Source organism: Pseudoalteromonas sp. Ld19, assembly GCF_045064135.1.
Taxonomy (GTDB): domain Bacteria; phylum Pseudomonadota; class Gammaproteobacteria; order Enterobacterales; family Alteromonadaceae; genus Pseudoalteromonas; species Pseudoalteromonas aliena.
This window is the reverse complement of sequence record NZ_JBISHA010000019.1, coordinates 199,103-225,898: the sequence shown is the minus strand read 5'-3', so window position 1 is coordinate 225,898 and position 26,796 is coordinate 199,103. Positions and strand designations below refer to the sequence as shown.

The window sequence follows — 26,796 nt, the reverse complement described above, 5'->3', positions numbered from 1 at the left end:
CTAACGAGGAGAGTATTATGACAACCAAAGGTATTGGTATCCAAACCAAAGAACAAGCACTTGCCAGTTTAAGTAATATGACTGGCGATTTAACCCCTATTCAACCACAAGAGCACCTAGAACGCATTAAAAAAGCTCAGCATTACATGCAGGCCAATAATATTGATGCCATTTACCTCAATGCTGGCACAAACCTAACTTATTTTACGGGGATGCGTTGGTATGCTAGTGAACGTATGGTGGGTGCAATTCTACCTGCGAAAGGCGAGGTACAATATATAGCTCCTTATTTTGAGATTGGTTCATTAAACGGCTTTAAAGTGATTGAAGGGCCGATCCGTGGCTGGCAAGAACATGAAAGCCCATACAGTTTATTTGTAAATATGCTCTGTGAAATGGGTATAGACCAAAGCGGTACTATTGGCATTGATGAAAGCGCACAATTTTTTATTTTTGATGGTATTAATAAAGCACAAACAGGACTAAATTTAATTAATGCACAACCCGTAACGGCTCATTGTCGTATGCACAAATCGGCCAATGAACTGGCACTCATGCAACGCGCTATGGATATGACATTAGCCGTTCACCAAGCAACAGCGAGCATACTTTATGAAGGTATTAGCACTGTTGAAGTTGAAGACTTTATAAAACAAGCTCATCAAAAGGTAGGCGCACCTGGTAACTACTTTTGCATTGTTTTATTTGGTGTAGCAACCTCTTTTCCACATGGCGTAAAAGATCCTCAACACCTCAAAAAAGGCGACATGGTACTCATCGATACCGGTTGCAAAGTACATGACTATATTTCAGATATTACCCGTACATACGTTTTTGGTGAAGCAACGCCACGACAACGCACATTTTGGGAGTATGAAAAAGCGGCCCAAATTGCGGCTTTTGAAGCGGCTAAAATAGGAGAGCCTTGCGAAAATGTTGATATTGCCGCGCGTAGCTACTTAGCGTCACAAAATTTAGGCCCTGAATATCAAACGCCAGGCTGCCCTCATCGAACAGGCCACGGCATTGGTTTAGATATCCATGAATGGCCATATTTGGTCGGTGGTAATAAAACACCACTTGGCGAAGGTATGTGCTTTAGTAATGAGCCAATGCTGGTTGTGCCGGATGAATTTGGTGTTCGATTAGAAGATCATTTCTACATGACGAGCCAAGGCCCACAGTGGTTCACTCAACCAAGCCACAGCATCGATGATCCGTTTGGTTTGAATTAATAATCTAAACTGTGAATAATAAATCTATCCCAAGCAGCTATTTTCAAGTGCTAACGGCGTTTAATTTACTAAAAGTCTTAGACTAGAAATAAATTTATTATAGTTCAATACGTTAGTGAATATATCAGCCTAAGTTTAGGTTAAGAAGTTTGCTCTATATACTGCGTGTAAATCTTACGCGCAGTACTTACTACATAATACTACCTCAATATTTACCTCATACTTACTTTTACTAAGTTAACCTGAACTCTGGATAATAAATCTATCTCAAGCAGCTATTTTCAGCGCTAACTGCGTTGAATTTACTTGCAATAGGCTAGCTATTGACGCGTAAATTCGCCTTGTTTTCACTGAAAATCTCTGGCTAGAGAAAATAAATTTAAATATCACCATGATTCAATACGTTAGTAAATCTCTTAACCAGAGTTCAGGTTAAGTTATAAATCCTATGAGCAGATAGAATGATTCCCTCAGCATAGTTAAATGCGCATAAACAAAGGTAAAAATCTAATAAGGTGTGATTTAGGTCTGTTGATTTTAGTGACGGTTACGGATATGATAATACCTATCATTTACAATTACCTTTTTTGGATCTCCTTGCTATGAATTTATTATTTAAACCAGCCAAAACGTTAGGTGTAAGCCTTTTACTCGCCTCTGCATTTATGGCTCAACCAGTACTCGCTAACGGCCCTATTGGGGAGCATGTTAATCATCTTCAAGCTAATCTTAAAAGTTACGCAGAAGAAGTAGAATGGATGGTAGGCAAAGTTGATACCATGGTAAGCGACTACGATACTAAAGGCGCAAAATCGGTAAAAACAGATGATTTAATTGAATATTGGGAGTCTGTTAAGTTTCACAGTGCAATAGAAACCAACTTTGTACCAGTATACGCTTCTATTTGGCAGGGTCTTTATGGCGTAAAAATGGCCATTGATAATAAGCAATCAGCTGACGACGTTCGTAAACAGCAAAAAGCGATGAACATAGCCTTGTGGCAAGGTCTTGGGGCTGTTAAGCTTGCTGCAAAATTCCAGCAAAAAGGCTTGCTAGACACTGTAAAAGCAACCGCTACAACTCAAATGACACAAAGTGCCACCATTGACGAAATCAAGCACAAGTTAGACCGTGTAGTCGCTAAGTTTGCTGAACGTTTAAAAGACGAAGCCACTGAAATTGTTCATGATACTTACCTGCACCTGTTTGAAGGCGTAGAAGGAACCCTTATTGAACAAGATGCAAAATTGGTTGAAGTGCTGGAAAAAGACTTTAACGTGACACTGCCACAAGCTATTAAAAACAGCAAAAGCGTAGACGACGTACGCGATGTAATAATTGACATGCAAACAAAATTAGACCGTGCGAAGGTTTTAATAGAAAAAGCCGAAAAAGCGCGTAAGGATGTATTTTAAGTGAAGCGTAGGACCTTTATTCAAGGCCTAGCCGCGTTAGGGGTGGTTGGCTCATTGCCACTACCTCTTTCTCGTGCACTAGCAGCTGATATAGCAAACCCAGTTTCTGTTGATGATTTACCAAAGCTTAAAGGCGAATTAACCCTTTATTTAGGCCGTGGCGAAGGGGGGTTGTATGAAAACGTATTACAAGCAATCCAGAAAAAAAATCCTGACTTTAAACTCGGTATACGCCGAGGTCCTACTGCTGCTTTAGCTAATACCATAGTTGCTGAATCTAAAGCAGGCGTTCGCCGCGCTGATTTATTCTGGGCAGTTGACTCAGGCGCGATTGGTTTAGTAACCGATGCTGGCCTTGCACAACCTATCCCTAGTGATTTATCTGCTCAGTTACAACCACAATTTAGATATAAAGAGTGGGCACCAGTAACTGGCCGTATTCGTACATTGCCATATAACACATCGCGTTTAACTAAAGATCAAATTCCAACAAGCATTATGGACATTGCCGACAGCGATTTAAGTATTGGTTGGGCGCCCGCCTACGCTTCTTTCCAGTCGTTTGTAACCGCAATGCGAATTTTAGAAGGCAACGACAAAACCGCTAAGTGGCTTAAAAAGATTCAAAAACGTGCTAAAACGTACGCTGGTGAATTAGGTGTGGTTATGGGCGTTGAACGCGGCGAAGTAGATATTGGTTTTGCTAATCACTATTACACACTGCGTTTAAAATCAGGTAAGCCTGATGCCAAGCTAGATTTAGCATTTACGCAAAATGATGCTGGCTGTTTAGTTAACGCATCGGGTGTATTAGCGCTTAACGACGATCCGCTTGCTACTAACTTTATGCGTTACTTACTAAGTAAAGAAGTACAAGGTTACTTAGCCAGTGAAGCGTACGAAATTCCGTTAGTAAATGGTATTACCCAACCTGAGGGTTTACCGTCTCTTGCTAATATTTCTCCACCCAAAGTAGATTTAACACAACTTGCTGATTTACGCCCTACTATTGATTTGATGCGTAGCAGCGGCGTATTGTAATGAAAATACCAACCTCTTATCCAATGGCGCTGTTAGCAGCGCTTATTACGCTTACCCCTGTTTATGTATTAATTACGCTTGCGAGCGATACAAGTTCAGTGTTTGACAGCCATAACCTTCAAATATTAGGTAACACATTATCGTTAATGGGTTTAACGGTACTCGGATCTATTTTAATTGGTGTGCCGCTAGCATTTGTTAGTGCCTATGTGCATTTACCGTTGAAAAAGTTGTGGCTTGTTATATTTGCAGCGCCGCTGGCAATTCCCAGTTATATTGGCGCATTTACTCTTTATGCCGCCTTTGGTCCTGGAGGCGAAATCAATACCTTAACAGGGATAGAAACGCCATCAATGTACGGCCTTACAGGTGCCGCCATTGTGATGACCCTGTATACCTTTCCGTTTGTGATGATGACGACTCGCTCGTCCCTACTTAGCCTGGATGCAAGCATGGTTAACGCAGCCCGAACGCTGGGCATGTCGATGACACAAAGCGTATTTAAAGTCATATTACCGCGCGTAGTCAACGGCATTGCAGCAGGCTCATTATTAGTCGCGCTTTATACGTTATCTGACTTTGGCACACCTGCCATGATGCGCTTAGATACCTTTACCCGTGTCATTTATGTTGAATACAATGCGTTTGCTTTAGGGCGTGCTGCCATGCTTTCACTGCAACTGATGGTGATTGTTGGCTTTTTACTTTTAGTTGAATCACAAATAAAAACCGCGCCTGAACGCCAAGGTCGCCCGTTAATTTTATTTCCAAGTAAATTACAATTAAGTGCGCTGTTTGTTACGTTTGCCCCTATTTTACTACTCGCTATTGGCCTACCTTTGGCTATATTTTCACTTTGGCTAGCACGAGATGGTTTTAGCTCGTTTGATTTTAGCATTGCGTGGAACTCAACGTATGCCTCGCTCATTGCCGCAATTGTCGCTGTGATAGTGGCCATTCCAGTAGCGCATGCCGCACTTAGCGGCAAAGCGGGTCGCATAATGGAACGTGTCACTTACTTTGGTTTTGGTATCCCGGGTATAGTAATGGGCACAGCCCTTGTTTACGGTGGTTTGCAATTGCCGTTTTTGTATCAAACACTTGGCCTGCTTATTATTGCTTATATGCTGCGATTTTTACCGCTTGCAGTAGGCTCAATCAGAACAAGTACCGAGCACTTAGATCCAAGCTTAGTAAAATCAGCTCGCGTACTTGGCGCGAGCCCACGCGAAGCGTTTACTCGCATAACACTGCCTTTAACTATGCGCGGTATTATTGCCGGTGCTGCACTGGTATTTTTAGAATCAATGCGTGAGTTAGAAGCTACCCTACTACTTGGTCCAACCGGCTTTGAAACCCTCTCAACTTATTTATGGCGTGTATACGAGGCGGGCTATTTTGGCCGTGCCGCTATTCCTGGATTATTGTTAGTAGTGATATCTGCCTGCGGCTTAGCTATTATGATGTCTGGTGAAAAACGCAACCAGTTTGAACATTAAGGATTTAAAAAACAATGCTATCTGTAAGTCAGTTGTCTATAGATTATGGCAGTAATCGTGTAGTAAGCGATTTAAATCTATCGCTAGGTGAAAACGAAATTCTTATGCTTGTAGGCCCTACAGGTTGTGGTAAAAGTACAATTTTACAAGCCCTTGCTGGTCTTATACCCATTAGCGAAGGCGAAATAAACACGGATAAATGGCGTGCGACACCCAAATTAACAATACCTCCTGAAAAACGCAGTGTTGGTATGGTATTTCAAGACTTTGCGTTATTTCCGCACTTATCTGTGCAGCAAAATATTTGTTTTAGATTAAAGAATACAGCCCCTGCCGATCATTGGATAAACCTACTTGGGCTTGATGACTTTAGAAATAAAAAACCAGCAACGCTTTCTGGCGGACAAAAGCAGCGCGTCGCACTTGCGCGCACCCTTGCCCACGAGCCTGACTTCGTATTACTTGACGAGCCACTTTCTAACTTAGATGCAGCCCTTAAAGACATGCTTCGTTGGGATATCAGAAACGCACTTAAAGCCGCTGGCGTACCTGCAATTTGGGTAACACACGACCAAGAAGAGGCGCTGTCGGTTGGCGATCGCGTAGGTATTCTAAAAGGCGGAGAAATTCAGCAAATCGATGCACCTGAGCGCTGTTTTAGCATGCCAAAGAATCGCTTTGTCGCACGCTTTTTAGGTGAGGCGAGCTTTATTAGCGGCCAATTTAACCAACATCAAGCCACTACTTCGATTGGTAATGTACCTGCTCATGGCGTTGATTGTGAGAGTGGCGATGTTGACGTACTGCTTCGCCCTGACGATGTACTGCTTGTACAAAGCTGTCTGGGCAATAATGGTGAAGTAATTTGGGTACGTTTTGAAGGGGGTAGCCGCTTATGCGCTGTGAAATTGGCCTGCTCTACCATTGTAACTAGCCGTGTTAGTCATGAGGTTGTTGTTAATCCAGGCGACCAGGTTCATGTATCACTAAGTACATCACATCCGCTTGCAGTGTATAAACGTATGCAGTAAAACAATCACTAGCAATAAAAAAAGCCCATTTCCATGGGCTTTTTGGTTATTTATTAGTAAATATCTTAACCAGAGTTTAGGTTAGTTAAGTTAAGTATTTAAAACGCCTTATCGACAACCTTGGCTGTTAAAATCAACAACTAAGCTTGCACCAGTGCTGTTACCTGCAATTTTTAAGTAGCCCCAGTATTCATCCTGACTTGAAATATAAATACACTCATCATTACCAGCATTATTTGATTGAGCAGATTCATTATTTGTATTAGGCCAACCACTACTTGCGTAGCTTAAACTAATGTCACCGCTGCCATTTGAAGTCGTGATCGCAACGCCGTTTTGGCTTTTTACATCAGCAATACTGAACCATAGCGGACCACTGTTACCTAAACAAATAACCTCGCCATCTTCTAAACGACCACTGCTGCGACTACCTTGAGTAGAGCAAGCATCGGGGACATTGCTGCTACCAGCATTGTACGATGCAGTCAGCTGAACGTTATCAAATGAATTATAACCATTGACCATTATTTTATAAGTACCCACTTGTGCTGGGTTTATTACGCATTGTTCTGTGTTGCCACCAACATACGGACGACAGTCATAACTGCTTGTTGTCGGGATTGTTTCATAGCTCACATATAAATCGGCATCACCTGTGCCCCCGATTAAATTAAATGTGAGATCAGTAGCTCCTTGAGGTACATTGAGAGTGAAATATAGTTGTTCATTTTGATCACCTGCAATAATACGGCTCTGTCCATTTACAAGCTCCTCATCCCCAGAGCTATTATCATTTTCAACCATTACTGTAGATGTGACTGTTTGCCCTAGCCCTTTATCATCAAGTACTGTTAATGAGACAGTGTACTGACCTGCGTTTGTGTATGTATGAGCTGGATTTGCTTCATTACTACTCCCGCCATCACCAAAACGCCATTGATAACTCGCAATCTCGCCATCGCTGTCAGTACTTCCATTGCTTGAAAAGTTAATTGCTGCGTTTATAACACCAGAGTAAGGACCGTTTATTTTTGCTGTAGGCGGTGCATTTGTTGTTGTACCTGCCACCAAATCATCACACCACTGCACAAATTCACTTTCATAGCGATTAGCCCATTGAACCGTTTTAGCTTTGTAAGTACTCCAGTTACCACTGCGGGTGTCTGTAAGCATACTGTCAACATCGTCACCATGGCGTTCAAACATAAAACGAACCGCTAAATAGCCCCAACGGTATATACGGTCTTGATCAAATCCATCATAATTGGTTACAAAGATTTGCGCTAAGGTATAACGAGATCCATCACTGATTGTATTTTTAGCCGCTTCGTTGTCATCTTGATTAGCAATATATTCTGCGACACCTTCAGACCACCACACTATTTCTTCTGTTGGCGAGTTAAAATTACCATACAAGTCAAAGCGACCATCTAAATAATGCACATATTCATGCTCTAAATTCCACACATAATGTTCTGCATTGGCGTAACTTGCTTCATAGGCAATAAAATTAGCTTGATTTCCTACCACTGAAGGGTCGCCTTCTAAGTACATTCCTCCGTTATTAGTGTCGATGCCAAAAATAGCTTTTGCATATTTACTATAATCGTCGTTACTATCAAAAATATTAACTTGTAAAAAACTATTGTTATCATCAGCAACAGGAGTCAAATTGGTACTTAGTTTATTGTGGAAATAGCCCTCTTCAGCACCCATTGCATCACATGCCGATGCATGTTGGATTGCAGTCATATTTTGCGATCTGATTTTAATCGTACTGCTACAACTGTAACTCTGAGCTAATACCTGTTGCGTTAATTGCTCTGCAAAACCACAAATATTATAAAGACTACATTCGGCGTAATAACTCACTGAATCAGCTGCGGCAAGCCAAACAGCATCACCAAAGCCAAAGCTATTATAAGTGCTAAAAATAGCTTTAACGCCTTTATCTACCTCACTTTGAATAGCGGTCTCAGAATATTTTTTTAACCGTGCGAGCTCACTTGCGGCATTTACGATTAAAAATTCAGCATCGGAGTCTATCATCCACTGCTTTTGTGTAAATGCATTAAGCTTTACAACCAAATCAACATCCGTTGCAACCGCAGCTACATAAGCGTCATTCCATTGGCCTCTATAAAGCAATGTAAAAATGCCATTAATGGCTCCTCGCATATTCCATTTTGCCGCATAGCTTTCGTTAAAGCGCGTAAGCCACTCCTTAACAACAGGTAAGTAGCGGTGCTGTTGCTCTGCACTATCCATTGTAATAATCACTTCATTGAGCGTTTTGCCGTGCCCATCATTGTCGTCATAAAAATGGCTATTATTTACAAATGCGTCAATTGCATCGACTACTGCGGGTGTAACCCACGAACTAAAACTAATATTATCGTTGTAAAATTCTGCATAAAAGCCGGTACGCAAATACAAAAATAGTGCCTGTAAATCGGTATCACCACCACCGGGATAAGTTTGAGAAAGCGATTTTGCTTGATTGGCTACCGCAAACATTTTGTCAGAAGTGAACACCTGACTTTGTATGGAGCTCGACGCGCTAAATAACTCGTTTATACACGCGCTACCCTGAGTTTTAATTTCATTGCTAATATTTGAAGAATTCGCAGACGCCAACGCATTTAAATCACAGGTTGCCATAATCGCTTGAGAGCTCAGCATTACATTGTTTAGCTGTTGGGGTTGTACTTTTACACGGGCAATTGGCGCTCTTTCGTTATGGTTATCCTCTACACCATGGTGATGAACACGCTCAACAACCGCTGCTTGTGGTGTAAATAAGCGTTCATGTGTTGTGTTTGCAAGCGCAAGAGAGCTTGAGCCTAGTATTGGTAACGCAATAATCAATATATTAAGTTTCATAATGTACCTTAGATAATTTGTGTCTCAATCCAGAATGGGTTGCCGAGCATCAAATTTATAACACTTAATTATCATTGTATACAATATAATTTATATTGCATTAATAAAAATTAATGTTTTTGTTTTATGTAATTGAGAATAAACAAGCTTTTTAGATTTTTTTATTGCAAAAAACAATAAAATATTGAGTGGTATAAATTCCACCCATAACAAGTATTAACATACAAACCCTAAATGTTAATTTAATGTAAATTCAAAAGCTGCAAATATTAGAACAAAACGGAGCTGTACCCAAACTGAATCCTTTTAAAGGGATTTACCAAAAACCATGATGATATTTAAATTTATTTTTCTCTAGCCAGAGATTTTTTTTGCGAAAATAAGACAAATTTACGTACCAATAGTGGGCGTATTACAAGTAAGCTTAACGCAGTTAGCGTCTGATTTAATCTCTAAATTGAGTCAGTATTATTGCGGATTGGTATAACAGGTCGTTTAAATGAAAGACGGTTTTTTATGAGGCGTATCGTTATTGCATATAGTCCTAGGACGTGTTGACCTTTGGTGGTTGAATCTTCAGCAGTGTGCTTGGTATGTATGCAAAGCAGAGCCTGTGATGTGTGGTTGCTCCCCATAAATAGGCGATAACGCAGCATAAATGCCAAACATGCGCTGCCCGAAGGGTTCTGCCTAGGGGCAATTTACTCTTTGTTGCACGGTTTTTACTTATTCTTACAGGGATGTAAGCCATTAGAGTAACGCAGGAGCAGTTACCGAGCCCACTCGATTACAAACCTCACGCCGCGATTAAATCGCCCCTAGATTGAACAAATTTAATCCACAAAGGTCAACAGGCCTTAGAGTAGCAAACAATTTTGGCAGTTATTATTTATAGCCGCATCAACGATGTGATGATGAGTTCGCACTTCATATAGCAAATCGTTTATCTAATTAATTTAAGGATAATAATCCCTTACCACTCAAACATATACGCCATTTTGCTAATCATTTTTAGTGGGATGTGATGAGAGTTGCGTTTGGCGTATAAGTGCTGCATAGATTTGTCTTTCACTTCACCGACAATCACTTCTTTTACTTGATAACCTAGAGCAATAGCGGCTTGCGAATACGCTACAAATTCCCACTTTTTAATATTGGTATTATCTACAATTACCAAAGGTGTACCCTGAGCAAGTGCGCTTATAAAACGCGCTAAATTTAGATTATGAAATTGCGGTAATTTAAATTTATCAAAATGATACTCACCCTGTTCATTAATAAAATAATCATCTGTTGAGCATATTAGGTACTGGCTTTCGTCAGCGCCCCCTAATTCGTCGGCAAGATTCTGCGCATAATAAGACTTACCGCTTCCTGGTAGCCCTCGTAATATAAAAACTTGTTTCATAGCATCGATTTTTTAAGTGTAAAAAACATAAATTTTATTTGTCCGTCAATAATGCCACAAAATCACTAAATTTAAGAGTAACAAATAACAATAGTGTTAATAAACTGCTTAAAACTGCTTAAAAATAAAGCGCATGCATAAAAAATTTTAAAGAGTTGCCCACAATAGTTTTTTTATTTAACTTTACTAGGTAAGATACAGGGTTCAAGTGCAGCACCGTTTATGGGCAATTTATGCCAATGTGCTGCGCACAGTTAAATAAAAATAGTTAGGCAACTTATATCATTGGAGTGAAGATGAGCCATTTAGCGATTTCAGAGCTATTAAAAGGCAATGTTGCGGTAGACAGCCAAGTAACAATTAAAGGCTGGATCCGTACTCGCCGCGATTCAAAAGCAGGAATTTCATTTTTAGCCGTTCATGACGGTTCGTGTTTTGATCCTATTCAAGCGGTAGTTCCTAATTCACTGAATAATTATGATGAAGTTACTAGCTTAACAGCCGGTTGTTCTGTGTCGGTTACTGGTGTTTTAGTACAATCTGCTGGCCAAGGTCAATCTTACGAAATTCAAGCTAACACTGTGACTGTGTTAGGTTGGGTAGAAAACCCAGATTCATACCCAATGTCGGCAAAGCGCCACAGCATTGAGTACTTACGTGAGCACGCTCACCTTCGCCCTCGTACAAATATGATTGGCGCGGTAACGCGTGTACGTAACTGTTTAGCGCAAGCTATTCACCGTTTTTACCATGAGCAAGGCTTTTACTGGATCAGCACGCCAATCATTACGGCCAGTGACTGTGAAGGCGCGGGTGAGATGTTCCGTGTATCAACGCTTGATATGCAAAACTTACCGCTTACAGACAAAGGCGATGTTGATTACAGCGAAGATTTCTTCGGTAAAGAAGCATTTCTTACTGTATCTGGCCAGTTAAACGGTGAAACGTACGCGTCTGCAATGTCAAAAATTTACACCTTTGGCCCAACATTCCGTGCTGAGAACTCAAATACATCTCGCCACCTTGCAGAATTTTGGATGGTCGAGCCTGAAGTTGCGTTTGCTGATTTAGAAGACATCGCAAAACTTGCTGAAAACATGCTTAAATATGTGTTTAAAGCCGTACTTGAAGAGCGCCGTGATGACATGGAATTTTTTGCACAACGTGTAGAAAAAACCGCAATTACGCGTTTAGAAGAATTTGTAGATAAAGATTTTGCACAAGTTGATTACACCGACGCTGTAGAAATCCTTAAAAACTGTGGTAAAAAGTTTGAGTACGCTGTTGAATGGGGTGTAGATTTACAGTCTGAGCATGAACGATACCTTGCAGAAGAGCACTTTAAAGCACCGGTAGTTATTAAAAACTACCCGCGCGATATTAAAGCATTTTACATGCGCCAAAACGAAGACGGAAAAACCGTTGCTGCAATGGACGTAGTAGCACCGGGCATTGGTGAGATCATTGGTGGTTCACAACGTGAAGAACGCCTAGATGTACTTGATGCACGCTTAGAAGAAATGGGCTTAAACAAAGAAGATTACAGCTGGTACCGCGATTTACGTAAATACGGTAGCGTGCCGCATTCAGGCTTTGGTTTAGGCTTTGAACGCTTAGTTGCTTATGTAACAGGTATGGGCAACGTGCGTGACGTTATTGCCTTCCCGCGTACTAAAGGCAGTGCAACTTACTAAGTCCTTATTTAGTAATGTTAAATAAAAAACCAACTTACGAGTTGGTTTTTTTTTATTGTTCATAATAAAGTATTTAACCTGAACTCTGGTTAAGAGATTTACTAACGCATTGAATTATGCTGATATTTAAATTTATTTTCTTTAGCCAGAGATTTTCAGTGAAAACAAGACGAATTTACGCGTCAATAGCGGGCCTATTGCAAGTAAATTCAACGCAGTTAGCGCTGAAAATAGCTGCTCGAGATAGATTTATTATCCAGAGTTCAGGTTATTTAGATTTTTATAAATATACGCCGTTTATGAAGCACCTTTGCTATCAGCCAAAAGCCCACAACATGTAACAGCGCGTAAATCAATGATGCTAATTTAGCGGTAAATATTAACGCTAAATGTTGATATAACCAATCACCTAGTGTTAACTGCCCTATGCTTACCAACGCATAGCTCATTACCCACACTCCAGAGAGCACATAGATAAATAGCGGATTTGAGCCATAAACAATCAACGACTCAACAATAGCGAGTGGTTTTACTATGTCGCAAAGCCAGACAAAAAAAGCTAATGTAATATAGGCAATCGCTGATGTGTAAATAACATAGGTGCTTGTCCATAATGATTTATTAATTGGCATAATAATATCGCCTAGCTGTGCGATGATAATCCCTGTTGCGCCAATTAAAACGAGGCGTTTTATACTTGTCCATTTGTTTTGAGTATTAGCTAATAAGCGAGTGGTCTCAAAACCTAGTAATACACTTACGATACTTGGGATGGTGCTCAACAACCCTTCTGGATCAAAAGCAAACCCTTTGCCTTGCCATAAATGCGACTCACCCAGTACGGTAATATCCACCAACCTAACGACGTTATACTCTAGCGTGTATGCTTTTTCTGCACCTACGCTTAATAGCAATAGCCAATAAAGTACTAACACAATAAGCGATAGCGTTAATATCCCATTCCTATTTAGCACGAGCACACACACAGACGCTAAAATGTAGGCTATGCCAATACGCTGTAATACACCGAGTATTCTTAGGTTTTCGATATTGCTTATAAATGGGTAATAATTTAAGACCAAACCTATAGCAAAAATAATTACGCCGCGCTTTATAATCCGTAAAACCTGCTTTGAATTACCTAAATGGTCAGATTTATTGAATGAAAAAAACATTGCAGAGCCAATCATAAACATAAAAAATGGAAAAATGATATCCGTTGGCGTACACCCATGCCAGTCTGCGTGTAACAAGGGGGCGTAAATATGAGACCACGAACCAGGCGTGTTTACCAGTATCATTAACGCTACCGTTAACCCTCGCATAGCATCAAGTGCTTTATACCTTGCCATTGTATGGCTCCTACTTATATTTTATATTCTTAAAATGACAGCGCTGTCACTATGATATGAAAAAAAAGCCGTCGAATCAAAAATGAAACGACGGCTTTAAATCAGAATACGCTATTTTTATATAAATAAAATAACTACACCTTAGAGCGCTTGTTCAAGCTCTGGTAACACACCAAATAAGTCAGCGACTAAACCGTAATCAGCGACTTGAAAAATAGGTGCATCGGGGTCTTTATTGATAGCTACGATTACTTTTGAGTCTTTCATGCCCGCTAAATGTTGAATTGCACCACTAATACCAACAGCTATATACAAGTTAGGCGCGACAATTTTACCCGTTTGCCCTACTTGCATGTCATTAGGTACAAAGCCTGCGTCAACTGCAGCGCGCGATGCGCCAATTGCAGCGCCTAGCTTATCAGCAATGCCATTAAGCAACGCGAAGTTTTCGCCATTTTGCATACCACGACCACCCGATATAACTACTGTCGCGGCAGTTAGCTCTGGACGTTCTGATTCAGTTTGTTCAACACTTACAAAGCGACTTAATTGCGAATCAGAAACTGTATCAATATTAGTCACAGCAACAACAGATTGCTCACCTTGTAAATCAAAGCTACTTGCGCGTACGGTAATTACTTTTTTACTATCGAGTGATTTAACCGTGGCGATTGCATTACCAGCATAAATTGGACGTTTAAATGTATCGGCGTCCACTACTGCGATAATTTCAGAAATTTGTGCAACATCTAATAGCGCAGCAACACGTGGCATAAAGTTTTTGCCTGTTGTCGTTGCACTTGCAACTATGTGGCTGTAGTTGCCACTAAGCGATAAAACTAAATCAGCCATGCTCTCAGCTGACTGATGTTTATAAACGCTATTATCGGCAACTAAAACATTAGCTACGCCATCAATGCTGGCAACTTGTGCGCTCATTGCGCTTAGGCTGTTACCTGCAATAAGTACATCAACAGGAAAACCCATTTTTACTGCAGCGTTAATTGTTTTTGAGGTTTCTGGTTTTAAGGCACCGTTGTCGTGCTCTGCAATTACGAGTGTTTTCATTTAAATCACCTTTGCCTCTGTTTTTAATTTTTCTACAAGCTGTGCAACGTCTTCAACAATAATTCCTGCGGTGCGTTTAGCTGGCTCTTCTACACGCATTAATTGAATGCGTGGTGTTAAATCAACACCTAATGAATCAGCTGCTATTACTTCAAGCGGCTTACGCTTGGCCTTCATAATATTTGGCAGTGATGCGTAACGAGGCTCGTTTAATCGTAAATCTGTTGTCACAACCGCAGGTAAACTCAGTGCTACTGTCTGCAGGCCGCCATCAACTTCACGGGTCACGTTTACTTTGCCATCGTTAATAACCACTTTTGATGCAAATGTCCCCTGCCCACGATCAGTAAGCGCAGCGAGCATTTGACCTGTTTGATTATTATCTGAGTCAATTGACTGCTTACCTAAAATGACAAGTTCTGGTGACTCTTGCGCTACAACTTTAGCCAGAAGCTTTGCAATATGAAGTGACTCGAGCTTTTCATCGGTTTCGATGTGAATGGCTTTATCTGCGCCCAGTGCTAGTGCGGTACGCAATTGCTCTTGCGACGCTTTTGGACCAATAGTGACAGCAATGACTTCAGTCGCGGTTCCTTCTTCTTTTAAACGTATTGCTTCTTCTATAGCAATCTCACAAAACGGGTTCATTGCCATTTTAACGTTGGTTAAATCAACGTCACTGTTATCACTTTTAACGCGTGCTTTTACGTTGTAATCAATCACTCTTTTTATTGGTACGAGAACTTTCATAGGAACTCCATAATTATTTAAACCTACAAGGTAACGTGCACGTCAACCTATTTATTTCATGAAATTAGACTACTTACTGTTGACGTAAACGTCAACCTAAAATAACCTTTAACTATTCACAGTCTGTAACGTTTAATTTGCAAGGTTAAAAATAGGCTGTACACCTTATTTAAATGCGTAGTAAACATTCAAATAAGTCCGTCATAAAGAAAGAGGTTATTATGGTCGAACGTGAAACCATGGAATTTGATGTAGTTATTGTTGGTGCAGGCCCAGCGGGGCTTGCCAGCGCAATTAAACTCGCACAATTAGCACAAGAAAAACAACAAGAGTGCATGATCTGCGTAGTCGATAAGGGTTCTGAGGTTGGTGCACATGTACTCTCTGGTGCTGTTTTTGAAACAAAAGCGCTGGATGAATTACTGCCAAATTGGCAAGCACTTGGCGCACCAGTTACTACCAAAGTAACCAACGATGAGATTTATTGGTTTAATAATGAGCAAAAAGCGACATCAATCCCCCACTTTGCTACACCAAAAACATTTCACAACGAAGGTAACTACATTGTTTCAATGGGTAACGTCTGTCGCTGGCTTGCAGAGCAGGCTGAAAACTTAGGCGTAGAGATATTTCCAGGGTTTAGCGCACATTCTTTAATCGTTGAGGATCACACAGTAAAAGGCATTATTACTGGCGATATGGGTGTCGACAAAGACGGTAATGAAAAAGACGGTTACATGCCAGGCATGGAGCTTCGCGCAAAATACACTATTTTTGCTGAAGGTTGCCGTGGTCATTTAGGTAAGCAATTAATCAATGAATTTGCCCTTGATGCAAATTCATCGCCACAGCATTACGGTTTAGGCTTTAAAGAAATTTGGCAAATTGATGAAAGTAAGCATGAGCTTGGTAAGGTTGTTCATGGTACGGGTTGGCCACTTAGCGGCGATACTAACGGTGGTGCATTTATGTATCACAGTGACAACAATCAGGTCGTTGTTGGTTTAATTGTTGATTTAAATTACTCAAACCCACATTTAAGTCCGTTCGATGAGTTTCAGCGAATGAAGCACCATCCAGTATTTAAAAACATACTTGAGGGTGGCGCACGTATTGCTTACGGTGCACGTGCTATTGCTAAGGGCGGTTTACATTCATTACCAAAAATGCATTTTGCTGGTGGCTTAATTATAGGGTGCGATGCAGGCACACTTAATTTTGCAAAAATTAAAGGTAATCACACCGCTATGAAGTCAGGAATGATTGCCGCTGAGGTTATTTTTGAAGCATTGCAAAATGAGTTGGCAAATACCGATTTAACTCATTATCAAACTGCGTTTGAGCAATCGTGGGTATATAAAGAGCTATATCAATCTCGTAACTTTGGCCCTGCTATGCACAAACTCGGTAAGTTTATAGGGGGGGCGTATAACACGCTTGATCAAAACATTTTTAATGGTGGTTTACCGTTTACGTTTAAAGATAATACGCCCGATCACTCGACCCTTGTTGATGCTAACGCCGCTGACAAAATAGCGTACCCAAAACCAGATGGACAATTGAGCTTTGATAAACTCTCGAGCGTGTTTTTATCAAATACTAACCACGAAGAATCACAACCGTGTCATTTAAAGCTCAAAGATGCGTCAATTCCTATCAACGTAAACTTAGTTAAGTTTGATGAGCCCGCGCAGCGTTATTGCCCAGCAGGCGTTTACGAAGTACAAGAAGTAGCGGGAAATAAAGAGTTTGTTATTAACGCCCAAAACTGTGTGCACTGTAAAACCTGTGACATTAAAGACCCTAGTCAAAATATTACATGGGTAACCCCAGAGGGTGCTGGTGGACCAAACTACCCTAATATGTAACTAAATTATGCGTTGAACCACTATATATTCGTAATTTTTACATATAAATTATAAACATATCCTAAATTGCAGGGGCTTCGGCCCCTTTTTTGCGCTATGCTGACACTAGTTTTAATAAATTGAGTATTTCTTATGCCGTCGTCAAAAGTTGTTTTTCGTTTTTTAGCAGAGCCTACCGATGTGAATTTTGGTGGTAAAGTTCATGGTGGAGCCGTCATGAAATGGATTGACCAAGCTGGTTATGCGTGTGCTGCAGGATGGAGTGGCCATTATTGTGTAACGGTTTCGGTGGCGGGTGTTAAATTTAGACGCCCTATATTAGTTGGGCAAATTGTTGAAGTAGAAGCTAAAATAGCGCATACAGGTAAAACCAGCATGCAAATTTTTATTCAGGTACGTTGTGGTGATCCAAAGACACAAAATATGGTTGAAACAAATCATTGTGTTATTAGTTTTATTGCTATGGATGAAACAGGTTACCCTATTGAAGTTCCCTCTTTTCAGGCTGTGACTGACGAAGATATTAAATTAGAAAACTACGCTATAAAAATGAAAGAAATAGCGATTGAAACCGAAAATTTATTACACAAAGTTTAGGGCGTGTTCAGCTTCGAGGTTAAATCTAGCAATTGGTTTTTTAGGTCTGTTGACCTTTTTACTTTAAAACGTGTTCTGTTTAGGAGTGACTGACTTACTCTTTATTATCTACATGGATGTAGACTCGTATAACTCATAGAGTAACGCTAGAATAATTACCGAGCTAATTTTAGTTTTCAAAAACATGATCATTTCAATCTATTTGGTATTACTAGGTTAAAAAATCGCTCGTTACAGTTAATCCCTCTGTAAATAAAACAAATTTAGACCCTGAAAGCTTTCCCACTCCTCTAGGGCGTGTTTATCTTTGGTGGTTGAATTTGCAGCAGACTGTTTGGTATTTAGGCAAGGCAGAACCTATGGTGTGCGGTTATTCCCCATAAATAGGCGATAACGCAGCATAAATGCCAAACATGCGCTGCCCTTTGAGCTCGATCTAGGGAGATTAACTCTTTGTTGCTCGGTTTTTACTTAGCCCACTAGGTTACAAACCTCGCGCCGCGATTAAATCGTCCCTAGATTGAACAAATTTCAATCCACAAAGGTCAACACGCCCTAGCATGTAAAAAACTCATGTTAACTTGTAAAAGCTACAAAAGTCTTTAGATAACAATTCATTACAAAAGTTCACTTTGTTCATTATTTAAACTTTACATCGGAAAAACCAATACTAAAGTAGGTTTTTTTAAGCGTTTTTACTTGTTTTTAAAATTGGCATGTTCGCTGCATTTACTACATTGAAGTTTGATTGACTTAATTAAACATTATTTTTTAATTTGTAAAGGAGCTATTCACAATGATTAAAACACTTTCTCTTTCTGCACTTGCATTAGCAACACTGGGTTTTAACTCTACAGCACACGCTGATATTTCTGATTTTGATTCTCCACGTATTTATACTGGTATCGGTTATGGTCAATATTCTTTTGAGTTTGAAGACAGTGATAACGACACTGACTTTGACGACGATGCACAAATGCTAAAGGGCTATGTTGGTACTCAATTTAACGAGTACTTAAGCTTAGAGCTTGCTTACCAAAACTTTGATGAAGTGAGTGACATAGACAGCAAAGCTGAAATTGATGGCGTATCTCTTGCCGCACGCTTGGGTCTGCCACTATCTGAAAGCTTCACTGTATACGCAAAAGGTGGTTGGCTTGAATGGGACGCAGACTACACACAAGAGTTACCAGTAGGCAGTATATCAACTTCTACAGATGGTGGTGATGCGTTTTACGGTGCAGGTATTGAATATGCACTAACAACAAATGTTCAATTTCGTTTAGAGTATGAACGTTACAAACTTGATGATGATATTGATCCAGATATGGATGTCGCATCAGTATCAGTTCAATACATGTTTTAATTAGTTTTTAGCATGCATACAATTAGGTAAGCTCAGGCTTACCTTTTTTATTTTTAATAACCTGTTAAGCTGCAATCATAAAGCACTTGGCTTGAACCAATCATTTAAACCATCCGGTTTATAAGTAACAAACTCAATTACATTAATGCCATAAATGCTAAATACAGGTAGAATAAGGCTCTATTTTCTTTGTAACCGAGTACCATGAGCGATTATACCATTTCGGCTATTGGCCACATTCAATCTCCTTATAAACAGAAGTTTGCTATACCTAGGCAGCCTCGTTTAGTGCCACAAGCCAAGGCAAAACTTATTTTTGCACCTGATTTTAATCGCGAAGAGTTTGTACGTGGTTTAGATGAATTTACTCATATTTGGTTGTTATTTCGTTTTCATGAAACGGCCGATAAAGGTTATTCTGCGATGGTGCGCCCACCCCGTTTAGGTGGCAATGAGCGAAAAGGTGTATTCGCTACCCGCGCTACATTCAGACCAAACGCAATTGGTATGAGCGCCGTAAAACTTGAAGGTATTGAGTATAAAAACGGACAACTTAGTTTATTGCTCGCTGGCATTGATTTGCTTGATGGCACACCGATTGTTGACATAAAACCATATTTGCCTTACTCAGACTCAATGCCTGATGCAAGTGCTGGTTTTGCTGACACACGTCCAGAAACACATATGACGGTTGAATTTAGCGCACAAGCAATTGAGTTTGTTAATGCGCAAACGCAATATCCAGACTTACATGACTTTATAGCCAATGTTTTAAAACAAGATCCCCGCCCTGCCTATAAAAAACAAAAAGACGGCGAGCAGAGCTATGGTATGACTTTGTACAACTATAATATTCGCTGGCAAGTCAATGGTGAGCATAACGTAGTAACAAACATAGAAAAAAACTAAATAACTCACTTAGCGCTTTAGTGTAAAAGCATCCGCTGTTAAACTTAAGCTCTATTAAAAGAACATAATTACTCTATTTCGGAAAAAACATGCGTACAAGCCAATATATACTCGCAACACTTAAAGAAACGCCATCAGATGCTGAAATCGTATCGCATCAGTTAATGCTTAGAGCCGGTATGATCCGTCGCGTCGCTTCGGGTTTATACACTTGGTTACCCTCTGGTTTACGTGTGCTACGTAAAGTAGAAAATATTGTACGTGAAGAAATGGATAAAGCTGGTGCCATTGAAATGCTAATGCCTGTTATTCAACCTGCTGATTTATGGGAAGAGTCTGGTCGTTGGAATGAATTTGGTCCTGAGCTTATGCGCTTTACCGACCGTCATAACCGTACGTTTGCACTTGGCCCAACACACGAAGAAGTAATAACTGATTTCGTACGCAAAGAAATAAACAGCTACAAACAGCTGCCAGTCACTTTATACCAAGTACAAACTAAAGTACGCGACGAACGTCGACCTCGCTTTGGTGTTATGCGTGCACGTGAATTTACAATGAAAGATGCCTACTCTTTTCACTTAAGTGAAGAGTGTTTAGATGCAACTTATCAAGCAATGCACAAAGCATACTGTAATATTTTTGAGCGTCTAAATTTAGATTACCGCCCTGTTATAGCAGATACAGGCTCTATTGGTGGTAGCGTATCGCATGAGTTTCATGTACTTGCTGAATCGGGCGAAGATGCTATTGCATTTAGTGATGGCAGCGATTACGCCGCTAATATTGAAAAAGCAGAAGCCCTGGCACCAAGCGAGCCGCGCCCTGAAGCATTAAAAGAGCTAAAAGCATTTCCAACGCCTGACGCTAAAACAATTAACGAACTTAAAAAACACTACGGTGTTAAACCACATCGCGGTGTTAAAACGTTAATCGTATATGGTGCGCCTGATGAAAACGAAGTACGTAGTTTAGTTGCCTTGATACTGCGTGGCGATCACGAATTAAACGAGCTAAAAGCTGAAAAGCACCCGTTAATCGACTCTCCGCTTGAAATGGCAACAGAGGCTGATATTGTTGCTGCCATTGGTGCAAAACCAGGCTCACTTGGCCCTGTTGGCTTATCTATGCCAATTATTGTTGATAGGTCAGCTAACGTACTTGCTGATTTTGTGGCTGGTGCTAACAAAGACGGTGAACATTACAGCGGCATTAACTGGGATCGTGATATCACAGATTACGAAGTTGCTGATATTCGTAATATTGTTGAAGGCGATATGAGCCCATGTGGCCAAGGCGTTTTACAAATTAAACGTGGTATTGAAGTAGGGCATATTTTCCAACTGGGTACTAAATACTCAGAAGCAATGAAAGCTGGCGTATTAAACGAAGACGGCAAAAATCAAACAATGACTATGGGCTGTTACGGTATTGGTGTTTCGCGTATTGTTGCTGCTGCTATTGAACAAAACAACGATCAATACGGGATCATTTGGCCACAACCAATCGCGCCATTCGACTTAGCAATTGTGCCTATGAACATGCACAAATCGCATCGTATTCCAGATATAGCAAATACCCTTTATCAAGGTTTAAAAGATGCAGGCCTTGATGTATTGTTTGATGACCGTAAAGAGCGCCCAGGCGTAATGTTTAACGATATGGAGCTAATTGGTGTGCCATTCACACTTGTAATTGGCGAGCGCAACCTTGATGAAAACAAAGTTGAGCTTAAAAACCGCCGCACAGGTGAAAAACTAATGATTGATATTGATACTGCAATCGATGCAATTAAAGCAGCCGTTAAAGGTTAAGTAATAATTAGCTTTGAAATAATTTAATAACCGCTTTTTAAAAGCGGTTTTTTTATACCTACATTTTATCTGTGTCATTTAGCTTTAGTATTACTGTCGTATAGTTGTCATTTTCATTCCCTAAAATATTTAACCTGAACTCTGGATAATAAATCTATCTCAAGCAGCTATTTTCAGCGCTAACTACGTTGAATTTACTTACAATAGGCCCGCTATTGATACGTAAATTCGCCTTGTTTTCACTGAAAACCTCTGGCTAGAGAAAATAAATTTAAATATCACCATGATTCAATACGTTAGTAAATCTCTTAACCAGAGTTCAGGTTATTTAACTATTATACCAATCTGCTTATATATGAGGTCTATTTAACGTTAAAAAAATTACGCTAGAACTAGGCAAAAATTTTTGTATCTAGTTGTTCTAAATAAAAAATTTTTAACGACGTTATAGTGCAATTTAATTCGTTAAATTGTTCAAAGATTTATGCAGTTTGGTATTACACTCGATACTTTAGGGAATGAAAATGAGTAACGCTACAAACAGTAAAAAGCCACACTACCCTGCTATTTGGATATCTGATGTTCATCTGGGATACAAAGACTGTAAAGCCGATTACTTACTTGATTTTTTAAACTCTGTAGAATCTGACACGCTGTACTTGGTGGGTGATATTATTGATTTATGGTCGATGAAACGTCAATTTTATTGGCACCCTTCCCATTATCAAGTATTAAGCTGTATACAGCAAAAAGCAGCTAGCGGGACACGTGTCATTTATATTCCTGGTAATCATGATGAGACTTTTCGCAATTACATAGATCAGACTCTGTTTGGTATTGAAGTCCACCAGCAGTTTATTCACACTACTAAGGCTAATAAACGATTTTTGCTGGTGCACGGCGATGACTTTGACTCTGCGACTCGCTATAACAAATTTATTAGTATAGTAGGTGATGTAGGATATGACTTTTTATTATTTTTAAACCGCTGGACAAATCGTATTCGAAAGGTATTTGGTGGTAATTACTACTCGCTTGCTGCATGGATCAAAACCCGCGTACACAAAGCACGTGAAGCAATTACAGCCTTTGAAGACGCTGCAATTCATGAAGCTAAAAAACAAAATGTAGATGGTATTATTTGTGGTCACATTCATCATCCAAAAATAAAAGTTGATGATGGAATTGTGTATTGCAACGATGGAGATTGGATTGAAAGCTGCACTGCTCTTGTAGAGCAGCAAGATGGGAGAATTGAGTTATTGCATTGGTCAGATACACAAACCATACTTGATAGCGCTGATGTAACAAAACTAGCGACACCGATAATCAGTTCAGTAAAGATCAAACCTAAAAAATCAGCTGCATAGCAGTTAAGCGCACACTTGTAATTTAGTTTAACCAGGTCAATAACTTACTCTTTAGAGTATGTGGCTTTATAGGTTTGGTTATATAGTCGTTCATACCTGCTGCGAGACATCGTTGTCTGTCGCCTTCCATTGCGCTTGCCGTCATTGCAATTATAGGGACACTTGCGTAATTACTTCCTGCTTTCGAATTTCTGATTGCGTTGGTCGTATCGTAACCATTAAAGTTTGGCATTTGGCAATCCATTAAAATAACATCGAAGACGTGCTCCTTGTTTTGTTTTAATACCTCCAAAGCTTCTAAACCATCTGATGCTGAAGTAACTCTAACTTGAGTCGGCTTTAAAATCGCTTTAGCCACTTCTATATTTATCATATTATCGTCTACCAGTAATATATGGTATGGCGACAAATCAGGCTCAATGCACTCATCGATTAACTCTTTTGACGGCGTAATAATGAGCTCACTGTCCGAGCCAAATAAACTAGCGAGTTTATAACTAAATTGATCTTGGGTAAGTGGTTTATTTAAAATATGGCTGCCTTTAGAAAGTACAGCTTTAGCTGGGCTATCTGCCACCATATCACGTAAAATCAACACATACTTTTTGTTATACTGCTCACAAAAACGAACTAAAGCATTAATTTGTAAATGTTCATCATCTATTATTAATAAGTCAGCTTCAAACTCCTTATGATCGCTAAAGTAGTCGAGCCTTTCGATATTTGTACTGTGTATTTTGCAGGTGTTCTGTAATAAATCACAGACGTTTTTATAAACACTATCATGGGCGATTAATGTTGCAATACGAACATTCGTAGCAAGTTCAATACCTGTATTTAACTTTTTATTTTTAGCTATATATAATTCAATGGTTGCACAAAATGTACTACCGACTCCTTTTTCACTAACAACGGATATGTTACCTCCCATTAACTGAGTAAGCTTTTTGCTGATAGATAACCCTAAACCTGTACCACCAAAATGACGCGTAGTACTAGAATCCTCTTGTGTAAACATGTCAAATAATTTAGCAATGTTCTCAGCCGCTATTCCAATACCGGTATCTTTTACGGTAAAACTCATTAATAATTTACTATCAGTGATATATTTAGACCCGACTGTTAAACTCACTTCACCCCGATGAGTAAATTTAAATGCATTATTCACTAAATTAATTAAAATTTGTTTAAGTCGATGGCTATCGCCAATCACCATTCTATCCACTACATCTTTAGTATCTAAAAATACTTCAAGGCCTTTACGCTGCCCTTGTAATGCTAAAGAGCTAATCATATCGCTACATACTGTCACTATATCAAATGTATGATTATCGATATCAAGTTTGCCTGCTTCTATTTTAGAAAAATCGAGAATATCGTTTATCAAATTCATCAAAGAGTGAGCGCTGCTGTTTGCCAATTTTAAATAATGATGCTGTTGTTCGGATAAACCGTCCTCTTTTAGCATTTCAAGCATACCTAATACACCATTCATTGGTGTACGTATTTCATGAGAGATATTTGCCACAAAATCGCTTTTTGCTTGGCTAGCAATTAAAGCTTGATCAATGGCAGATTCTAACTCAAGTGTTCTTTGTGAAACCTTCAACTCTAAAGTATTGTTTAAACTTTCCAGTGCTGATTGAGTATTTTTTAAGGAACTTATATTTCTTAAAATTGCTGCGACTTGATATGCATTTTCATATACATCAAACACGCTCGTTAAAGTAATTGAATAATATTGCTTATTACCATTAGGCTCAGTATAAATGGCTTCAAAAGGCATCTTCGAACCTGCATTTATAGTTTGCGATAGACAATCTTTATCTATATCTGCCAACGTAAACATAGAAACAAAGTCAACTTCGTTCTCTATTGCATGATCAAACGCATACTTTGCTGTGTTATTACAATGAACAATGATACCCGTACTTTTTATTGTAAAAATAGCATCTAAGGAATTTTCAATAACTTTGTTATTTTGCTCTTTTAGCGAATGAATCAACAGTTTTCGATTAATAAAACGCTGATAAACAATGGTAACAACTAACAAAACAATCAGAAAAATAGCAAGTAGAGCGATGAAGTTTTCACGCCTTTTATTAACCTGTGTCATAAGCATATCGCTATCTACACTTACAGCTAACTCCAATGGCAGCATTGCAATATTGCCATCAAAGTAAATACGTTTTTTAATAAAATACTTTTTGGGTAAATTATTTAATGGTATTGCGCCTTCTAATGTCATACTTTGTGCATTTTTAAACTCATCACTCCAAGTTTTACCTCTGTTAAACTCAAAACCAAAGCTTAAATCAGGGTTTGGATGAAATAAAAACTCGTCTTCACTATTCATTAAATAAATGGCTGTATTTTTAGGTAATTCAAACTCTAAACTTTTAAATAGTTGATCCGCAAAGTAGTTTGTCACAAGCACTGCAAAGACTTGCTTATCCTTATCAAACACTGGTTTAGCAACACGGAAAGTTGATACATAAGGTTTTTGAATATCTCCATTTTCACGATTGTAATTAATGGGTGAAATATAAACGGTATTCTCATCCAGCATACTGGCTTTTATAATGTAATCACGTTGTCCTTTTTTTTGTAACTGAGAGCCTTGTACCCGCTTAATTTCGCTTTGATAATTTCGATCAACTCTAACTATCTCTTGCCCTCCTTCAGCAAGCGCTATATAACGAGCTTGAAGAATACTCTCATCTGTTCGCATAAAACCTGAAAAAATACTAGCTAAACGCTCTTGCCATATAGCCATTGGTGTACCAAGTAGTGGATCTACACGATTATTTTCAGTCGCGCGCGTAATTCCTTTAATTGGTGGTGTTGCGTCTAAGAAACGAATGGCCGTTACGCTATCTTGAAAGTGTTTTTTTATTGCGACGGTTTTATTTTCAAGCTCTCGTTTTAGTTCAATATGAGACGCGCGATATATATCGCCTCTAATTTTTTGATCAAAGACAAAAAGAGAAGGAAGTGCAATGAGTAAAAAAAGCATCACAGTAAAAAGTACCAGTTTATTGCTTTTTGCAATACTTAAAAAAACATTCCTTTTGTACATTTATCTGCAACCTAAAAGTATAATACATTGAGTATAGAGCAAATAATCGTAACCTGAAAAATTAATTATTTATCGCTAATTTTGAAAAAGTGAATCTTTAAAGCCCTTCAACTACCTTACAGTTATATTGAGCTCATATTAATTTTCATATGCAAAATCACTATTATTTCAAAAATACTAATGTAATCTCTCCTAAAAATAATAAAAGCCTATAGGTATTAAATATATGGATTCGACGAGTATTAAACTATGTCATGACGTTCCTTTGCCAAAGAACATTTCAATGTAATTGCAAAACAAAGAAAGAAAACTGTGAATAGGCTTATTGCTTCAAGCTTCATTTAATTGTCAATCACCTTTGTGTGAATTTCTCCTGTATATGGGTGCCCAAATTACTACCACACTACAGTTAGCCGA

18 protein-coding genes are annotated in these 26,796 nt (G+C 39.2%); 12 read left to right on the top strand and 6 right to left on the bottom strand.

Translation table 11 applies throughout. From position 1 onward, the window contains the following. Window positions 1-17 precede the first annotated feature (17 nt). From ACJJVZ_RS10780 to ACJJVZ_RS10760, 5 genes are all read left to right on the top strand, one after another. Complete coding sequence (locus ACJJVZ_RS10780) at window positions 18-1,235, top strand: M24 family metallopeptidase (protein ID WP_405600339.1); 1,218 nt, start codon at window positions 18-20, stop codon at window positions 1,233-1,235. A 602-nt stretch (window positions 1,236-1,837) separates the two neighbouring features. After that, entirely contained in the window at window positions 1,838-2,650 is an 813-nt protein-coding gene (locus tag ACJJVZ_RS10775) for a hypothetical protein (RefSeq protein WP_405600337.1), read from the top strand. Next, window positions 2,651-3,691: an extracellular solute-binding protein gene (locus tag ACJJVZ_RS10770; RefSeq protein WP_405600335.1), complete on the top strand. Its 1,041-nt coding sequence runs from the start codon at window positions 2,651-2,653 to the stop codon at window positions 3,689-3,691. Further along, entirely contained in the window at window positions 3,691-5,190 is a 1,500-nt protein-coding gene (locus tag ACJJVZ_RS10765; RefSeq protein ID WP_193155321.1) for an iron ABC transporter permease, read from the top strand. Before ACJJVZ_RS10770 ends, ACJJVZ_RS10765 begins: the two co-directional genes overlap by 1 nt. Window positions 5,191-5,204: 14 nt before the next feature. Then, window positions 5,205-6,221 (top strand): ABC transporter ATP-binding protein, encoded by a 1,017-nt coding sequence (locus tag ACJJVZ_RS10760; protein ID WP_405600332.1) that lies wholly within the window; start codon window positions 5,205-5,207, stop codon window positions 6,219-6,221. Window positions 6,222-6,329: 108 nt separating this feature from the next. On the opposite strand, the gene ACJJVZ_RS10755 is transcribed toward ACJJVZ_RS10760, so the two are convergent. Together ACJJVZ_RS10755 and ACJJVZ_RS10750 are read right to left on the bottom strand one after the other, a co-directional pair. Next, on the bottom strand, window positions 6,330-9,104 hold the full coding sequence (locus ACJJVZ_RS10755) for a collagenase (RefSeq protein WP_405600330.1): 2,775 nt from the start codon (window positions 9,102-9,104) through the stop codon (window positions 6,330-6,332). 973 nt (window positions 9,105-10,077) lie between these two features. Continuing rightward, window positions 10,078-10,512: an ATP-binding protein gene (locus ACJJVZ_RS10750; RefSeq protein WP_405600328.1), complete on the bottom strand. Its 435-nt coding sequence runs from the start codon at window positions 10,510-10,512 to the stop codon at window positions 10,078-10,080. A gap of 296 nt (window positions 10,513-10,808) precedes the next feature. Here ACJJVZ_RS10750 and asnS point away from each other — a divergent pair, with 296 nt between their 5' ends. Continuing rightward, window positions 10,809-12,206 (top strand): asparagine--tRNA ligase, encoded by a 1,398-nt coding sequence (gene asnS, locus ACJJVZ_RS10745; protein WP_077537843.1) that lies wholly within the window; start codon window positions 10,809-10,811, stop codon window positions 12,204-12,206. A 272-nt stretch (window positions 12,207-12,478) separates the two neighbouring features. Here asnS and ACJJVZ_RS10740 read toward each other — a convergent pair whose 3' ends face one another. From ACJJVZ_RS10740 to ACJJVZ_RS10730, 3 genes are all read right to left on the bottom strand, one after another. Continuing rightward, on the bottom strand, window positions 12,479-13,558 hold the full coding sequence (locus ACJJVZ_RS10740; RefSeq protein WP_405600326.1) for an acyltransferase family protein: 1,080 nt from the start codon (window positions 13,556-13,558) through the stop codon (window positions 12,479-12,481). Between the two features lie 141 nt (window positions 13,559-13,699). Beyond that, the gene (locus tag ACJJVZ_RS10735; RefSeq protein WP_405600324.1) at window positions 13,700-14,626 is read right to left on the bottom strand and encodes an electron transfer flavoprotein subunit alpha/FixB family protein; all 927 of its coding nucleotides are present in this window, start codon (window positions 14,624-14,626) and stop codon (window positions 13,700-13,702) included. Then, window positions 14,627-15,376 (bottom strand): electron transfer flavoprotein subunit beta/FixA family protein, encoded by a 750-nt coding sequence (locus tag ACJJVZ_RS10730; RefSeq protein WP_405600322.1) that lies wholly within the window; start codon window positions 15,374-15,376, stop codon window positions 14,627-14,629. A gap of 221 nt (window positions 15,377-15,597) precedes the next feature. Between ACJJVZ_RS10730 and ACJJVZ_RS10725 the strand changes: the two genes are divergently transcribed. The 6 genes from ACJJVZ_RS10725 (at window position 15,598) to ACJJVZ_RS10700 (ending at window position 23,300) form a co-directional block, all read left to right on the top strand. Continuing rightward, window positions 15,598-17,244 (top strand): 4Fe-4S dicluster domain-containing protein, encoded by a 1,647-nt coding sequence (locus ACJJVZ_RS10725; RefSeq protein ID WP_405600320.1) that lies wholly within the window; start codon window positions 15,598-15,600, stop codon window positions 17,242-17,244. Window positions 17,245-17,376: 132 nt separating this feature from the next. Continuing rightward, window positions 17,377-17,841 (top strand): acyl-CoA thioesterase, encoded by a 465-nt coding sequence (locus tag ACJJVZ_RS10720; protein WP_077537838.1) that lies wholly within the window; start codon window positions 17,377-17,379, stop codon window positions 17,839-17,841. A gap of 796 nt (window positions 17,842-18,637) precedes the next feature. After that, entirely contained in the window at window positions 18,638-19,207 is a 570-nt protein-coding gene (locus ACJJVZ_RS10715) for an outer membrane beta-barrel protein (RefSeq protein WP_193155314.1), read from the top strand. A gap of 204 nt (window positions 19,208-19,411) precedes the next feature. Continuing rightward, a complete protein-coding gene (gene tsaA, locus ACJJVZ_RS10710; RefSeq protein ID WP_193155313.1) occupies window positions 19,412-20,116 on the top strand; it encodes a tRNA (N6-threonylcarbamoyladenosine(37)-N6)-methyltransferase TrmO in 705 nt (234 codons plus the stop codon). Between the two features lie 89 nt (window positions 20,117-20,205). Then, complete coding sequence (locus ACJJVZ_RS10705) at window positions 20,206-21,930, top strand: proline--tRNA ligase (protein WP_405600316.1); 1,725 nt, start codon at window positions 20,206-20,208, stop codon at window positions 21,928-21,930. Between the two features lie 524 nt (window positions 21,931-22,454). Next, the gene (locus ACJJVZ_RS10700; protein ID WP_405600314.1) at window positions 22,455-23,300 is read left to right on the top strand and encodes a UDP-2,3-diacylglucosamine diphosphatase; all 846 of its coding nucleotides are present in this window, start codon (window positions 22,455-22,457) and stop codon (window positions 23,298-23,300) included. Window positions 23,301-23,322: 22 nt separating this feature from the next. Here the strand turns inward: ACJJVZ_RS10700 and ACJJVZ_RS10695 are convergent, their stop codons facing one another. Beyond that, entirely contained in the window at window positions 23,323-26,379 is a 3,057-nt protein-coding gene (locus ACJJVZ_RS10695; protein ID WP_405600312.1) for a response regulator, read from the bottom strand. Between the last annotated feature and the right edge of the window lie 417 nt (window positions 26,380-26,796).

What these genes read in the sequence shown, in the direction of transcription:
- ACJJVZ_RS10780 (WP_405600339.1), top strand. Translation starts at nt 18, where the DNA reads ATGACAACCAAAGGTATTGGTATCCAAACCAAAGAACAAGCACTTGCC.
- ACJJVZ_RS10775 (WP_405600337.1), top strand. Translation starts at nt 1,838, where the DNA reads ATGAATTTATTATTTAAACCAGCCAAAACGTTAGGTGTAAGCCTTTTA.
- ACJJVZ_RS10765 (WP_193155321.1), top strand. Translation starts at nt 3,691, where the DNA reads ATGAAAATACCAACCTCTTATCCAATGGCGCTGTTAGCAGCGCTTATT.
- ACJJVZ_RS10760 (WP_405600332.1), top strand. Translation starts at nt 5,205, where the DNA reads ATGCTATCTGTAAGTCAGTTGTCTATAGATTATGGCAGTAATCGTGTA.
- ACJJVZ_RS10755 (WP_405600330.1), bottom strand. Translation starts at nt 9,104, where the DNA reads ATGAAACTTAATATATTGATTATTGCGTTACCAATACTAGGCTCAAGC.
- ACJJVZ_RS10750 (WP_405600328.1), bottom strand. Translation starts at nt 10,512, where the DNA reads ATGAAACAAGTTTTTATATTACGAGGGCTACCAGGAAGCGGTAAGTCT.
- asnS (WP_077537843.1), top strand. Translation starts at nt 10,809, where the DNA reads ATGAGCCATTTAGCGATTTCAGAGCTATTAAAAGGCAATGTTGCGGTA.
- ACJJVZ_RS10740 (WP_405600326.1), bottom strand. Translation starts at nt 13,558, where the DNA reads ATGGCAAGGTATAAAGCACTTGATGCTATGCGAGGGTTAACGGTAGCG.
- ACJJVZ_RS10735 (WP_405600324.1), bottom strand. Translation starts at nt 14,626, where the DNA reads ATGAAAACACTCGTAATTGCAGAGCACGACAACGGTGCCTTAAAACCA.
- ACJJVZ_RS10730 (WP_405600322.1), bottom strand. Translation starts at nt 15,376, where the DNA reads ATGAAAGTTCTCGTACCAATAAAAAGAGTGATTGATTACAACGTAAAA.
- ACJJVZ_RS10725 (WP_405600320.1), top strand. Translation starts at nt 15,598, where the DNA reads ATGGTCGAACGTGAAACCATGGAATTTGATGTAGTTATTGTTGGTGCA.
- ACJJVZ_RS10720 (WP_077537838.1), top strand. Translation starts at nt 17,377, where the DNA reads ATGCCGTCGTCAAAAGTTGTTTTTCGTTTTTTAGCAGAGCCTACCGAT.
- ACJJVZ_RS10715 (WP_193155314.1), top strand. Translation starts at nt 18,638, where the DNA reads ATGATTAAAACACTTTCTCTTTCTGCACTTGCATTAGCAACACTGGGT.
- tsaA (WP_193155313.1), top strand. Translation starts at nt 19,412, where the DNA reads ATGAGCGATTATACCATTTCGGCTATTGGCCACATTCAATCTCCTTAT.
- ACJJVZ_RS10705 (WP_405600316.1), top strand. Translation starts at nt 20,206, where the DNA reads ATGCGTACAAGCCAATATATACTCGCAACACTTAAAGAAACGCCATCA.
- ACJJVZ_RS10700 (WP_405600314.1), top strand. Translation starts at nt 22,455, where the DNA reads ATGAGTAACGCTACAAACAGTAAAAAGCCACACTACCCTGCTATTTGG.
- ACJJVZ_RS10695 (WP_405600312.1), bottom strand. Translation starts at nt 26,379, where the DNA reads ATGTACAAAAGGAATGTTTTTTTAAGTATTGCAAAAAGCAATAAACTG.